At 54.3% G+C, this 14817-nt stretch carries 13 protein-coding genes; 4 read left to right on the plus strand and 9 right to left on the minus strand.

Going from position 1 to position 14817, the window contains the following annotated elements:
* From lspA to murJ, 4 genes are all read right to left on the minus strand, one after another.
* Window positions 1–522 (minus strand): signal peptidase II, encoded by a 522-nt coding sequence (lspA, locus tag MWU62_RS14110; protein ID WP_247115512.1) that lies wholly within the window; start codon window positions 520–522, stop codon window positions 1–3.
* Window positions 522–3341: an isoleucine--tRNA ligase gene (gene ileS / locus MWU62_RS14115; RefSeq protein WP_247115513.1), complete on the minus strand. Its 2820-nt coding sequence runs from the start codon at window positions 3339–3341 to the stop codon at window positions 522–524. The genes lspA and ileS overlap by 1 nt, the downstream gene beginning before the upstream one ends.
* A 23-nt stretch (window positions 3342–3364) precedes the next feature.
* Window positions 3365–4342 carry a bifunctional riboflavin kinase/FAD synthetase gene (ribF, locus tag MWU62_RS14120; protein WP_247115514.1) on the minus strand — a complete coding sequence of 326 codons (978 nt, stop codon included), beginning with the start codon at window positions 4340–4342 and terminating at the stop codon, window positions 3365–3367.
* Between the two features lie 84 nt (window positions 4343–4426).
* Window positions 4427–6007 (minus strand): murein biosynthesis integral membrane protein MurJ, encoded by a 1581-nt coding sequence (murJ, locus tag MWU62_RS14125; RefSeq protein WP_247115515.1) that lies wholly within the window; start codon window positions 6005–6007, stop codon window positions 4427–4429.
* Window positions 6008–6314: 307 nt separating this feature from the next.
* On the opposite strand from murJ, the gene rpsT reads away from it, so the two are divergent.
* Window positions 6315–6584, plus strand: a complete 270-nt coding sequence (rpsT, locus tag MWU62_RS14130) for a 30S ribosomal protein S20 (protein WP_200366801.1) — start codon at window positions 6315–6317, stop codon at window positions 6582–6584.
* A 65-nt stretch (window positions 6585–6649) separates the two neighbouring features.
* Here the strand turns inward: rpsT and proB are convergent, their stop codons facing one another.
* From proB to rplU, 4 genes are all read right to left on the minus strand, one after another.
* Complete coding sequence (proB, locus tag MWU62_RS14135; RefSeq protein WP_247115516.1) at window positions 6650–7774, minus strand: glutamate 5-kinase; 1125 nt, start codon at window positions 7772–7774, stop codon at window positions 6650–6652.
* 66 nt (window positions 7775–7840) lie between these two features.
* Window positions 7841–9037 carry an Obg family GTPase CgtA gene (cgtA, locus tag MWU62_RS14140; protein ID WP_200366797.1) on the minus strand — a complete coding sequence of 399 codons (1197 nt, stop codon included), beginning with the start codon at window positions 9035–9037 and terminating at the stop codon, window positions 7841–7843.
* Between the two features lie 91 nt (window positions 9038–9128).
* Window positions 9129–9392, minus strand: coding sequence for a 50S ribosomal protein L27 (rpmA, locus tag MWU62_RS14145; RefSeq protein WP_200366785.1), 264 nt, complete (start codon window positions 9390–9392; stop codon window positions 9129–9131).
* 36 nt (window positions 9393–9428) lie between these two features.
* Complete coding sequence (rplU, locus tag MWU62_RS14150; RefSeq protein ID WP_096784044.1) at window positions 9429–9740, minus strand: 50S ribosomal protein L21; 312 nt, start codon at window positions 9738–9740, stop codon at window positions 9429–9431.
* Between the two features lie 249 nt (window positions 9741–9989).
* On the opposite strand from rplU, the gene ispB reads away from it, so the two are divergent.
* Entirely contained in the window at window positions 9990–10958 is a 969-nt protein-coding gene (gene ispB, locus MWU62_RS14155) for an octaprenyl diphosphate synthase (RefSeq protein WP_247115517.1), read from the plus strand.
* Between the two features lie 23 nt (window positions 10959–10981).
* Here the strand turns inward: ispB and MWU62_RS14160 are convergent, their stop codons facing one another.
* Complete coding sequence (locus MWU62_RS14160) at window positions 10982–11965, minus strand: glutathione S-transferase family protein (RefSeq protein ID WP_247115518.1); 984 nt, start codon at window positions 11963–11965, stop codon at window positions 10982–10984.
* A gap of 287 nt (window positions 11966–12252) precedes the next feature.
* Here MWU62_RS14160 and MWU62_RS14165 point away from each other — a divergent pair, with 287 nt between their 5' ends.
* Window positions 12253–13164 carry a LysR substrate-binding domain-containing protein gene (locus MWU62_RS14165; RefSeq protein ID WP_247115519.1) on the plus strand — a complete coding sequence of 304 codons (912 nt, stop codon included), beginning with the start codon at window positions 12253–12255 and terminating at the stop codon, window positions 13162–13164.
* A 123-nt stretch (window positions 13165–13287) separates the two neighbouring features.
* Entirely contained in the window at window positions 13288–14817 is a 1530-nt protein-coding gene (locus MWU62_RS14170; protein WP_247115520.1) for a wax ester/triacylglycerol synthase family O-acyltransferase, read from the plus strand.

Raw genomic sequence — 14817 nt, forward strand, 5'->3', positions numbered from 1 at the left:
TTACCTCCCGTTCGCAGGCGTGTCGGAATCGGCAGGCTTGCGGAACATATCAAGAATCATCATGGCTGCACCTATGGTAATGGCGGTGTCGGCCAGATTAAATGCGGGAAAGTGCCAGTCCTGCCAATAGAAATGCAGAAAGTCGACAACGTAACCGTGCACAACCCGGTCGTATACGTTGCCAAGAGCACCACCCAGAATCAGTACTATGGCGATAGCGGTCCAGGTTTCATGGCGCTGCAGGTTTTTCAACCAACCGACCAATACCACGCTGACCACCAGCGCCAAGACGACAAAGAACCAGCGCTGCCAACCGGCCGCTCCTGCCAGAAAGCTGAATGCCGCTCCGGTATTGTGCAGCAGTGTCAGGTTGAACAGCGGAATAACCGGCACCGGATCGCCGTAGGTCAGCATAGCCGTCGCCATGGCTTTGGTGCCCAGATCTAGCACGACCACAAGCGCAGCCAGCCACAGCCACTTCAGCTTTGTTCCGGTAACGGGTTCATTCATTACTGCATCCATCAGGCAAACGAGCGGGTTTCACCCACCCCTTCCACGTTCGTGATACAGCGGCCACACAGGTCTTCATGCTCAGCGTTGGCTCCCACATCTTCCCGATGGTGCCAGCAGCGCTCGCACTTGCCATGAGAGGCCGGTGTAACCTTTACGCGCAACCCTTCGTAGCCTGTCATCTCAGCACTACCCGCTTCGGATACCGGTCTTATGGTAGCTTCGGAGGTAATCAGCACAAAACGCAATTCTTCTCCAAGAAACTCCAAATCGGCGGCCAAGTCGCCTTCACAATACAAGGTGACTTCGGCGCTCAGAGAGCCTTTGATCTCGCCCCGGGCACGGGCTTCTTCCATGCACTTGTTTACAGCTTCTTTCACACCGTAGATCCTGCGCCAATAGTCGCGGCCCAACTCGGCGTCGTCAGGCAATGCGGTAAGCCCCTCGTACCAGGTTTCGTAGAACACGGTATCGCCGCGCTGTCCTGGCAAGTGCTGCCAGATTTCGTCAGCAGTGAAGCTCAGAATCGGCGCAATCCAGCGCACAAGCGCCTCAGCTACGTGGTACAGCGCAGTCTGGCAGGAGCGCCGTGCCAGACTGTCTGCCTGAGTGGTGTACTGACGATCTTTGATGATATCGAGATAAAAGCCGCCCAACGTCGCTTCGCAGAAGCTGTAAACTTTCTGGTAAATCCGCAGGAAGGCGTAGTTGCCATAGTCCTCATGCAATTCATTCTGGAGCTGCAGGGCTCGATCCACCATCCAGCGATCCAAAGCGATCATATCTTCCGGTGCAACCATGTGTTGTTCAGGATCAAACCCTGTGAGGTTGCTCAACAAGAAACGCGAGGTATTTCGGATACGGCGATACCCGTCGGCTGTCTGCCGCAGGATGTCCTTGGAGACGGTCATTTCGCCGCTGTAGTCGGTCGCTGAAACCCATAAGCGGAGAATGTCTGCACCCAGCTCGTTCATGACCTCCTGAGGTGCAATCACGTTGCCCAGAGACTTGGACATTTTGAGGCCTTTACCGTCCACGGTGAAACCGTGGGTTAGCACCTGCTTATAGGGCGCAACACCATTCATGGCGATGGAGGTCTTCAGTGAGGACTGGAACCAGCCGCGATGCTGGTCGGAGCCTTCAAGGTACATGTCAGCCGGGAACTGTCCGAGTTCCGGGCGCACACGCAGAACGGATTCGTGGGTAACCCCGGAATCGAACCAAACATCCAAGGTGTCCATCACTTTCTCATAGTGATCGGCATCATCACCCAAGAGCTCACGGGCATCAATTTCATACCACGCATCAATACCGTCGGTTTCGATAGCCTGAGCCACTTTTTCAATCAGGCTTTGGGTGTCCGGATGCAACTCCTGCGTTTCCTTATGGATAAACAGGGTGATGGGCACGCCCCAAGTACGCTGACGCGAGATACACCAATCTGGCGACTGCTGGAACATGGCCTCAATGCGATTCTGCCCCCAGGCAGGCACCCAGCGCACGCCTTTGATTGCCTCCAGTGCATCTGCGCGGAGATTTTCTTTCTCCATGCTGATAAACCACTGCGGTGTAGCACGGTAGATCAAAGGTGTTTTGGTGCGCCAGCAATGGGGGAAGCTATGGCGGAACTTTTCCTTGCGTACCAGCTTGCCTTCACGGGCCAGAGCCTCACATACCGGTTCGTCGGCCTTATACACATGAATGCCCGCAAACTCGCCAGTCGCACTGGTGTAGGTACCATCAGCCTGAACCATGTTCAGCGTGCCGATTCCATAATGTTTGCCAACCACGAAGTCTTCCATACCGTGATCAGGCGCAGTATGAACCGCACCGGTACCCGCTTCGATAGACACGTGGTCACCGAGAATCGCGGGCACCTGCTTGTCGTAAACGGGATGATGCAAGGCCAGATTCTCAAGATCTGCACCCAGACAATTGCCCAGCACTTCATAGTCCTTGATTTCCCAGCGCGCCATAACGCCTTCTACCATGGCGGCCGCAAGAATCATGCGCTCCGGGCCGTTACCGGCATCAACTTGCACCAGCGCATAATCCAGATCGGCATTAAGCGATACCGCCTGATTCGCAGGGATGGTCCAAGGCGTGGTGGTCCAGATAACCACAGACACATCGCCTTGGCCCTTGTCGGTGCCGAACAGCGACAATGCCTTGGCCTGATCCACAGCGGTGAAACGCACATCAATTTGCGTCGACGTTTTGTCCTGATACTCCACCTCGGCTTCTGCCAGTGCGGACTGACCCACCACACTCCAGTAAACCGGCTTGAAGCCTCGAACCACATGTCCCTTGGCAACAATCTTGCCCAAAGCACGCACAATACCGGCTTCCACTTTCGGGTCCATGGTGAGATAGGGCTTGTCCCACTCACCCATGATACCAAGGCGGACAAAATCGGCTTTCTGGCCGGCAATCTGCTTGGTTGCATAATCACGGCATGCCTGACGGAAGGTTTTATAATCAACCTTCACACCTGCCTTACCGATTTCCTGCTCAACCTTGTGCTCAATGGGTAAGCCGTGGCAATCCCAACCCGGAACATAAGGCGCATCGAAGCCCATGAAGCCGCGGGATTTAACGATCATATCCTTCAGAATCTTATTAACCGCATGACCGATGTGAATGCTGCCATTAGCGTAGGGAGGACCATCATGAAGGATGAACTTTTCACGCCCTTCACGCTGCTGACGCAAGTTGGCATATACGTTTAAATCCTGCCAGCGCTTGAGCATTTCAGGCTCGCGCTTGGCCAGATTGCCGCGCATTGGAAACGCAGTTTCCGGCAGATTCAGGGTGTGCTTATAGTCGCTCATGGTTTGTGTGCGTACTCTTTTGGTCAGTTTGGGTCAGTGTTTCTGTGTCCGGAGTGCTCGGCCAGCCAGGCTCTGGCTGCATCGAAATCTCGGGCTATCTGCGCCTTGAGCGCATCGATGGATTCAAACTTTTCTTCATCCCGCAGGCCGTGGCGGAATACAACGTCAATTCGCTGGCCGTAAAGTGTGCCAGTAAAGTCAAACAGGTGCACCTCTAGCGCGGGTTGCTTGCCATCCACCGTTGGACGCAAGCCAATGTTGGCAATGCCGTCCTGCTTTACTCCGCCTTCAAGTGTAACGCCGACAACATACACGCCCCGCAGAGCTGGCATTTTATCGAGCAGAATATTGGCGGTGGGCGATCCAATGCGGCGCCCCAACTGGCGACCATAAACCACTCGTCCGCGAATATGGTAGGGGCGCCCAAGTAGAGACTCGGCTTGGGCCAGCTTACTATCCAACAACAGGTTACGGATTCTGGTGCTACTAATACGCTCACCCGCAACAGTAACTGTGCGAGTGTTCTCAACTGAAAAGCCGGCGCTCTTGCCTACCTTTTCAAGTAACGCAAAGTCGCCAGCTCTATCGCAGCCAAAGCGGAAGTCGTCACCAACGACAAGATGACGCACCGCAAGCCCGTCAATAAGGACGTTATCGATAAAACCCATTCCGGAATAACTGCGGAAGGTTCCGTCAAACTTTAGGCAAAGCACAATATCAATACCGGCCGCCATGAGGGCTTCGAACTTTTGCCGAAACCCCATCAACCTTGGCGGCGCCTCCATGCCCTGAAAAAACTCTCTGGGCTGGGGCTCGAAAACCATGACCACTGACGGCAACCCCAAAGCACTGGCCTTGTTTTTGACCTGTTCGATAATGGTTTGATGGCCCAGATGAACGCCATCAAAGTTGCCTATAGTGGCAACACAGCCATTAGCCAGCGGTGAATTCACCTGTCTGGAGAGCATTTTCAGGTTGGTCAGGCCCCGGATCAGACGCATGCAATGCGAACCTTCATTTGCCAGTTGGCTTTCAACGCTTGATTGAGTATGCAAGACGCTGGTGAGAAAACGCGCGATTATACCTTACCTCTGGCGGAAATGTCTTACCCGCACCCCGGTCAGCGCCAGAACGATGAAGTAGGCACTAGCACTCGCCACAACCATCACCCCCATATACAGAGAGCGTTCGATTCCATCCGCCGACAGCCAACGCATAACGGGATAGTTCAGCCAGATGATAACGGCCACCATGGCGGCGTTAGCCAAGCCAAGCTGCAACAAATACTTCCCCCAGCCGGGCTGGCTTTTCCAAGCGCCCTGCCGCTTGAGCCCGCGCCAGAGCAACATTGCGTTAAGCCAAGCCGACAGCGATGTAGCCAACGCCAGACCGGCGTGGGCTAGTGGTACAATAAGCGCCAAATTGAAGATCATATTCGCCACCATGGCGATGATCCCGATTTTTACCGGAGTGCGAGTATCTTGACGGGCAAAAAAGCCAGGTGCCAGCACCTTGATAACCATAAACGCCAGCAACCCCGCGGAATAGGCCCGCAAGCTCTGGGCCGACATGGCCACATCTCTATCGGTGACCTCACCATAATGGAACAGCGTTGCAATCAAAGGTTCTGCCAAGAGCGCCAGCGCAAGTGCTGCAGGCACCCCGATAATCAATACCGCTCGAACAGCCCAATCCAGCGTGGCCGCAAACTGCTCACGGGAGTCCGCCGCGTGCTTGCGAGACAGGCTGGGCAAAATAACCGTTGCGATGGCAATTCCAAACACCCCCAAAGGTAACTCAGAAAGCCGGTCGGAATAATATAACCAGGATACGCTGCCGGTTTGGAGGAAGGACGCCAACACAGTATCCAGCAAGAGGTTGATTTGACTGACCGACACGCCAAATAGGGCTGGCATCATCAGCTTAAGAATACGGCTGACGCCCTCGTGCCGATAATCAACCCGGGGCCGAGGCATCAGGCCCAGACGCATTAGAAACGGCAACTGGAAAAACAGCTGCAACGCGCCCGCAATAAACACCCCCCAAGCCAGAGCCATAACCGGCTCACTCATCAAAGGCGTGAGATAGATAGCAGCAGCTATCATGGCCAGATTGAGCAATACCGGAGTAAATGCGGGTACTGCAAAGCGGTCGTAACTATTAAGGATGCCGCCAGCGAACGCAGTCAACGAGATCATCAGCAAATACGGGAAGGTTATCCGCAGCATATCGCTCGTCAGCCCGAACTTGACGTCGTCATCCAAAAAACCAGGCGCAAAAACCGCCGTTAGCAAGGGCGCGCCCAGCATAGCGACCAACGTAATACCCAACAGCACCAACCCCAAAGAGCCAGCAACGGCGTCCACCAGACGCTTTACATCAGAGACCGGGTGATTCTGGCGATAAGATGACAAGACCGGCACAAAAGCCTGAGAAAAGGCACCTTCAGCAAAGAGTCGACGCAAAAAGTTTGGGATTTTGAAGGCAACAAAGAACGCATCTGCTCCGGCGCCTGCGCCGAAGTAGCGTGCAATAACCATATCCCGAACCAATCCCAACACTCGGGAGAGCATGGTCATACTACCCACTAGGCCAGACGAACGAAGCAGCCCTGGCGCTCTGATGGGCGGTTTATTCTCAGGTGGTATTTCAGGTTGCGATGACATGCGGGCTTGTATCCATGTTGCACGCTCTTTCGGCCGGGCATCTCGGGAATTACTTGCTTCCCTGCTATACCCGCGTCCGGCGAGCCGCGAGTTTAACACAGGGCTTTGTGCCCGGTGACTATCTGTGTGCTGGACAGGGTTTGGTATTGACTTTTTGGGGATTGAGCGGCATAGTTCCGCGTCATTTATTTCGACGCGCTGGTTATGGGCGCGCCCGCGATTTCAGGAAGCCTCTGACTGGTATTTTGTCCAGAGTTTCCGTACGAATCATTCAGTAACGAATTTAAGTACTTTCAGGAGTTTTACGGTGGCAAATACCCCGCAAGCCAAAAAGCGCGCACGTCAGAACGAGAAGAACCGCAAGCACAACGCCAGCCTGCGTTCCATGACCCGCACTTACATGAAAAAAGTTCAGGCCAAGATCGAGTCCGGCAACTACGAAGAAGCTCAGGCTGCTTTCAAGGCCGCTCAACCGATCATGGACAGCATGGTTAACAAGGGCATTTTTACCAAGAACAAGGTAGCCCGCCAGAAGAGCCGCATGGTCACCAAGATCAAGGCGCTGAAGGGCGAATAATAGTCGTTGTACTAGAAATCGCTTATTTAGAAACAAAAAACCGGCATATTCGCCGGTTTTTTGTTTTAGATGATGACCATATTATCCCGATGAATCATCTCTTCATCGGAGATATAACCTAGAACGTCGGAGATACTGTTACTCGAGAGCCCCGCTATCGCTCTAGCCTCATCCGCATCGTAATTCACCAAGCCTCGCGCAACCTCTGCACCATCTTGCCCAACACAAGACACCATCTCGCCTCGCCGGAACTGGCCGATCACACCCTTTACCCCAACGGGCAAAAGGCTACGCCCACCCTGACGAAGCACTTTAACCGCGCCATCATCCAGTGTCAGCCTACCTCGGGTTTGCAGATGGCTAGCCAGCCACTGCTTACGCGCAGCAATGCGCCCCTGCTCCGGAAGCAATAAGGTGCCCACAACATCTCCCTGACGCAACCGGGCAAGCACGCCGTCGATGCGTCCACCGACTATCACGGTAAAGGCACCGGATCTTGCCGCCAAGCGCGCAGCCCGCAGCTTGGTTTGCATGCCACCCCGGCCCAGCACACCAGCACTACCTCCCGCCATAGCATCCAGATCACGATCGCCAGCAAAGCGCTCCGTTATTAGATTGGCGTCCGGATTTTTGCGCGGATCTTTATCAAACAAACCCAACTGATCGGTGAGGATAATCAAACCATCAGCCTCAACCACATTGGTAACCAGAGCACCCAAGGTATCGTTATCACCAAACCGAATCTCGTCGGTAACCACCGTATCATTCTCGTTTACAATAGGTACCACTCCAAAATCCAACAAAGCCCGGAGTGTGCTGCGGCCGTTCAAGTACCGCTTTCGATCAGACAAGTCGTCGTGGGTGAGAAGAATCTGCGCCGTATGGATACCATGGCGCTTGAACTGCGCTTCCCAAGTTTGAACCAAACCCATCTGGCCCACGGCGGCGGCGGCTTGCAGCTCATGCAATTGCTCCGGGCGGCTTTTCCAGCCCAGCCGGCTCATACCCTCTGCCACCGAACCGGACGAAACCACAACCAGTTCAACACCTTCTTTGACCAGCGCCGCCATCTGATCCACCCAAAGCGCTAACGCATCCACATCCAGGCCACGGCCATCGTTGGTTAGGAGGGCACTTCCAATTTTCACCACCAGGCGGCGGGCCCGGCTCAGCTGGGTGCGTTGCGTCATGATTTGGGCTTTGTCTCTTTCGAACTAACGGGATAACTCAGGAGGTACTGATAAAAGCACCGAAACCTAATCCTTCACATATACCACTTCAACGTCGTAGTCATCGTCGTCAAAATCATCATCGTCGTCCGCTGCTTCGCGAGCGGCTCTGCGAGCCCGTCGCTCTTCCTCTACACCGGCACGGGCCTCTTCATCCATGCGCCTGCGCCTTGCCGCTTCCTGCTCGGCAACTTCTGGGTTTTCTGCCTCTTCTACCGCGCGTTCCTCAATCCAACGCATTACCGCCTGAGTCAGCGGTTTGGTGCCTTCACCGCTTAGCGCAGAAATACGAAACACCGGCCCTTTCCAGCCAAGCTCATCAACAATCGCCTGACAGTGGGCTTCACGGTCTGCTTCCGGCACCATATCAACCTTGTTCAACACCAACCAACGATCCCGACTGGCCAGAGTTTCGCTAAACTTTTCCAGCTCGTTTGCGATCACCTTGACGGCGTGGGCTGGCGAAGAGCCATCGTACGGAGCCACATCAACCAAATGCAACAACAAGCGAGTGCGCACCAGATGCTTAAGGAAACGCACACCAAGGCCCGCGCCCTCCGCAGCACCCTCAATCAAACCGGGTATGTCTGCGATAACAAAGCTCTGGTGCGCCTGCACGCTCACCACACCCAGATTTGGCACCAGCGTAGTAAACGGATAATCCGCAACCTTGGGCGTCGCGGCTGAGACTGAGCGTATAAAGGTAGACTTACCCGCATTGGGCAGGCCAAGCAGTCCAACATCTGCAAGAACTTTCAGTTCCAAACGCAGGTTCCTGAGCTCACCTTCAGAACCTTTTGAAGTTTGACGGGGCGCACGATTTATAGACGACTTGAACCGAGTGTTGCCGAGACCATGAAAACCGCCCTGAGCCACCTTCAGGCGCTGGCCAATGCGAGTCAGGTCGCCAAGCACTTCGTGGGTATCCACATCAACCACCGTGGTTCCAACAGGAACCGGCAGTACCAAATCCTCACCCTTAGTGCCCGTGCAATTCCGCCCGGAACCCTGCTCGCCACCTTGCGCCTTGTGCTTACGCTGAAACTGATAATCCACCAGCGTGTTCAGCGAATCGCTCGCCTCAAGATAAACGGAGCCACCATCACCGCCATCCCCGCCATCGGGGCCACCTCTGGGAACGTATTTTTCACGCCGAAAACTGAGGCAGCCGTGGCCGCCGTTACCGGCCTCAACGATGATTGTGGCTTCGTCTACGAATTTCATGAATCAACCCTTTGCGCGTAGCGCATAAACTAAAAAGCCCCGCAGCCTCATGGAAGCTTTGCGGGGCTCAACAGAACCGGATCGCCGCTGCTTAGGCAGCAGTTGGAACGATGCTTACAAACTTGCGGTTCTGTGGACCTTTCACTTCGAACACAACCTGACCGTCTGCTTTCGCAAACAGCGTGTGGTCTTTGCCCAGGCCAACATTGGTGCCTGCATGGAAACGGGTTCCGCGCTGACGAACGATAATGCTGCCTGCAGAAACTGCTTCGCCGCCGTAGCGCTTAACACCAAGTCGTTTCGACTCGGAATCGCGACCGTTACGGGTACTACCTGCTGCTTTTTTGTGAGCCATGACAAGCCTCCTAATTTAAGGGTTTTTTTCGAGGGCTTAGCCCTGAATACCCGTGATCTTGACTTCAGTAAACCACTGACGGTGGCCCTGACGCTTCATTGAGTGCTTACGACGACGGAACTTGATGATATTGATCTTGTCGTGACGGCCGTGGCTAACCACTTCTGCAGTCACTTTGGCACCATCAACTACCGGCGCGCCAACTTTGAAATTGTCGCCATCGGCGATTAGCAGAACGCGGTCAAACTCGACGTTGCCGCCAGTTTCCACTTCCAGCTTTTCAAGCTTCAGAGTTTCGCCTTCTTTAACTCGGTGCTGTTTACCACCGCTAACAATAACTGCGTACATTAACTTTCTCCGCGATTGACCCATCCCTGCTCTTATCCGCCTGATTCTAAGGGAAGCGCTTTGGCAACCCTATAACAGGGAGCGCAGGTTGGGATGAGTTGGGCGCGTGATTGTACGAAAAGGCGCCCGGCAATACAAGCCAAGTTGACACTAACCGCAGCAATACCTAGCATTGCCGCGTCCTGCCTGTATTATCAGTGCGTCAGACAGCCACAAAACTTCAACACCAGCAAGGGATCCACAAGCCGCATGACAGCCCAGCGCATTTACGACACCGTGGCGGATGACTTCAGCCGCGTTAATGACCTGATTATCCAACGGCTTTCTTCGGACGTCCCTTTGGTAGAGAAAATAGCCCAGCACATCATCGAAAGTGGCGGTAAGCGCCTGAGACCATTACTGGTTTTGCTTTCCAGCCGGGCGTCAGGTTATCGCGAAAATGAACACCTGAAGTTGGCTGCTGTCATTGAATTTCTCCATACCGCCACCCTGCTCCACGACGATGTGGTGGATACATCGGATATGCGCCGGGGCCGGAGCACAGCGAACGCCAATTGGGGCAATGCGCCTAGCGTACTCGTAGGTGATTTCCTCTACGCCCGTGCATTCGAGATGATGGTGGAGCTTAAAAGCCTTCCTATCATGGAGATTTTGTCCCACGCGACAGCCGTTATCGCTCAGGGCGAAGTTATGCAGTTGATGAACGTGAAAAACCCGGATCTTACGGAAGAGCAATACATGACCGTGATCCATAATAAAACGGCTATGTTGTTCGAAGCGGCATCCCATTCCGGCGCTATCCTCGCTAACGCGAGCGACACGCAGAAACAGGCGTTGAAAAACTACGGTAAACATCTGGGGCTGGCGTTCCAGCTAGTGGATGATGTTCTGGACTATCGCGGCGACGCCGAAGCCATGGGCAAGAACGTGGGCGACGACTTGGCTGAGGGCAAAACCACCCTGCCCCTAATCCACGCCATGGCAAACAGCAGCGACGAAGGCCGCCAGCTCATACGTCAGGCCATTCGCAAAGGCGGGCTGGATGATCTACCAAAGGTTCTCGATCTTGTTAATGCTTCCGGGGCGCTGGAGTACACCATGGAGCGCGCCAGAACCGAAGCTGCAAAAGCCTCGGATACCCTAAACGCACTCCCGGCCTCGCCCCATAAAGAGGCTCTGGAACTGCTGACTCAGGTCGCCGTGGCGCGAGTCAGCTAAAAAACCTTCCAAAGCAAAACGGGTTAAAGGCCATCGCGCCCGTGGGGAGCCGTGAAATCCAGCTGCGGTCCCACCGGTACTACCTGCGTAGGGTTGATGGTACGCTGACTCACATAGTAGTGCTGCTTAATCTGGCGAATATCCACAGTATCAGCCACACCAGGCACCTGATACAGTTCTCTCAGATACCCTGAAAGCGCTGGAAAATCGCTAACGCGCTGGCGATTGCACTTGAAGTGGCTGTAGTAGACCGCATCAAACCGAACCAGCGTTGTGAACAAGCGCCAATCCGCTTCTGTTAGTGTACTTCCGGTCAGATAACGCTGCTTCGCCAGCTTGTCTTCCAGCCAGTCCAGCGATTCGAACAACTCGGCATAGGCTTTCTCATACTGATCCTGAGCCGTGGCAAAACCTGCCTTGTACACGCCGTTGTTAACCGTGTCGTAGACCCGCTCATTCACTGCATCAATGTCGGCCCGCAGCGCTTCCGGGTAGAAATCCAGGTCGGTGTTTACACCCTCAAGACCATCAAACGCCGAGTTGAACATGCGGATAATCTCCGCCGACTCGTTGCTGGCTATGGTGTTCTGGTGCTTGTCCCACAAAGCAGGAACCGTCACTCGACCGGTGTAATCCGGCGCAGCTTTGGTATACACCTGGTGCATAAAGCGGAAATCATGAAGATCGTCTTTATGGGCACTGTCATCCGGCTGGAACTCCCAGCCGTTCTCAACCATATCCGGATGCACTACCGATACGGAAATATGCTTTTCAAGGCCCTTCAGCTTCCGGAAAATTAGCGTGCGATGGGCCCATGGGCAAGCCAGAGACACATACAAGTGATAACGCCCGGATTCAGCCTTGAAACCACCTTCACCGTCAGGCCCCGGCGAACCATCTGCCGTTACCCAGTTCCGAAAACGCGCCGCTTCACGCTCAAATTTACCACCGGTTTTGCTGGTGTCGTACCACTTGTCCTGCCATTTTCCGTCAACAAGAAGACCCATAATGAATGCTCCTCAAAAGTTCTGAATTAACGCACCAACCTTGCATACGAATTGCCTTGTCAGGCTCCAAGAAGGCCAGCACACAGTATCGGGCGGCTATCGGGCACAGCCTTCACAAACCGTGCATTGCCATGGATGGCAATGCCGAGCCCCCAGGGAAGGGTTCACGGCGTGTTTGTGAAGGCTGTGCCCGATAGCCGCGAATTCCATTGCTAAAGAAGCATAGCGGCCCAGCTGCTACACTCTCAAGCAACCAATTCTGGCCAACAACCTCAGATAATTCGAACATGCACACAGCCATCACCATAGACGCCCTAAGAGTCCTAGACGCCATCGACCGAAAAGGCAGTTTCGCCGGAGCAGCAGGCCAGCTATTCCGCGTGCCATCAGCCATAAGCTACACAGTGCAAAAACTCGAAGAAGAGCTGAACGTAATGCTGTTTGACCGGAGCGGGCACCGAGCAGTACTCACCCCCGCTGGCCGTTACCTGCTCGAAGAAGGCAGAACGCTGCTTGAGGCAGCCGAAAACCTTGCGCACTCAACCCGGCAAGTCGCTCAAGGCTGGGAAACGCGTTTACGCATTGGGTTCAACTCACTGCTTCCAGCAGAGTGCCTGTTCCCGGCGATTAAGGACTTCTATGCCCTGGGGGTTCCGGTCGACATCCAAATCACCGAAGAAGTTTTTGCCGGCACCTGGGATGCTCTGCAAAGCCGCAGGGTAGATCTCGTTATTGGTGCCGACGACATCAGCAAACCTGCTGGAAACTTCACCAGCCATGTACTTGGCATTATGGACTTCGTTTTTGCTGTTTCTTTTGACCACCCATTGGCAGAAGCCAAAAACCCCCTGACCGAAGACGACATTTGCCGCTTTCCAGCCGCGGTTGCCGCAGACTCATCCCGCTCGCTGCCTGCGGGCCACGCCGGTATATTTCACCGACAGCGAACGTTAAGCGGCACCAACATCGACCACAAAATTGCCATTCAAAAAGCAGGTCTGGGGATAGGCTGGCTGCCACGAGCCCGAGTTAAAGAGCTACTGGAATCCGGCCAACTCATCGAAAAACAGGTGTGCGAGCCGAGACAGCCCATCACCCTTCAGGCGGCGCGGCACGCCGACGACAAAGGCAAAGCATTAATCTGGTTCTGGCAACGGCTCATAACCGATCCAGCCATAACAGATTGGCTTGAGAGCTGAACTTCCCTGCAAAACACGGTCATCATGACTGCAAAGCAGAATTCAGGCAGGCAAATGAGTCAACGGCATGGTTAGCCGGTTCATTTATACTGCAACCAACCTTGTAAACAATGGAGTCCCTTGATGCGGCAGCTATCGGAACTGGATGCCTCTTTCCTGTACTTGGAGTCAGCTAATGCGCCGATGCATATTGGCAGCATCTATCTATTTGATGCCAGCGAGAGAGAAACGCCCTTAGCGTTCAGCACCTTTGTTTCCTACCTGCGTAGTCGCCTGCATGTGGTGCCGGTATTTCGCCAGCGCCTGAAAGAAATCCCGCTGCGCATGGGCCGCCCCTATTGGATTGACGACCCTGATTTCAGCATAGAGCGGCACCTGGCTTATGTTAGCCTCGGCGAAAACAGCCGGGAAGCGAGCTTAATGACACTGGCTTCCAAAATTCTAGAAGAGCCCTTGAAGCGAGACCGCCCACTCTGGCACATCACCTTTGTTGATGGTTTCCAGCTGGGTGGCGACAAAGAGGGCAAACCCGGCTTCGCACTCATTGTAAAGCTGCACCACGCAGCCATTGATGCGTTTAGCGGTGCAGAGATAATGGGAAAACTGCTGGAATACACGCCGGAACCACAACCCATTAGCGCACCCAGACCATGGCAGCCACGCCCGAAACCTTCAGAAGAGCGCGTTATGTTGCAGGCAGGGGCCAACATATTGCGCACACCCTGGCGAGTTACATCTATAGCTGCGGGCGCTGCGGGGGCAACTGCGCGCGGTCTTATCCAGAAGCAGCTGCGCAGAATTCCTTTGCCGTTCCCTCTGTTTTCGGCGCCCCACAGCCCTTTTAATCGCCAGATAACAGCCAATCGCCAGATAGTCTCTGCGAAGCTGGACCTTTCTCGCCTCAAGGCAATCAAAGCAACGCTGGGGGATGTCACTCTCAATGATGTAGTGCTCGGGCTTTGTGCGGAAACTCTGCACCGGTACCTTGGCGATCAGGGCGCCAGCACTAACGAATCACTGATTGCCATGACCCCCTTGTCTGTACGTTCAAGTACACTGAACAGAACCACCGGCAACCAAATGTCAGCCATGCTTTTGGATCTTGCTACCAACGAGCAGAACCCAGCCAAGCGCATTCGCCGGATTCACTGGAACGCAGTAGCGTCTGAGCCATACCGTGAAGCCATTGCAGCAGATCGTCTTACCGAGCTACTACCTTCCACCATGCTAGCCCTGTCAGCACGATTGTATTCAGAGCTGCAGATCACCCAGCGCTATCAACCCGTATTCAACCTGCCCATTACCAACGTTCCTGGGCCTCAAGTACCCCTATACCTGCAAGGTGCAAGGTTAGTGCAACAGTATAACGCCGCCCCGCTTTTCGACAGCATGGGGCTGGTTATTGTAGCTGTAAGCTATCAGGGTAGCCTGACCCTCAATTTTACTATTTGCCCAGATGTGGTGACCAAAGGGGACTCTCTGCGAAACCATGCCTGCGCGAGTCTCGATGCCATTGAACAAGCCGCCAGCATGCTGGATCCGGAGGAGATGCATACGCCTCTTGAAGAAACTCGGAGCCAGTCACTGGCAGACAGCGCGATGAACTTACTTGAAGGTTCACTAAAAAAACTAACGAGCCGCCTCAGGCGTTAA

The organism is Marinobacter sp. S6332 (genome assembly GCF_023016045.1).
GTDB lineage: Bacteria > Pseudomonadota > Gammaproteobacteria > Pseudomonadales > Oleiphilaceae > Marinobacter.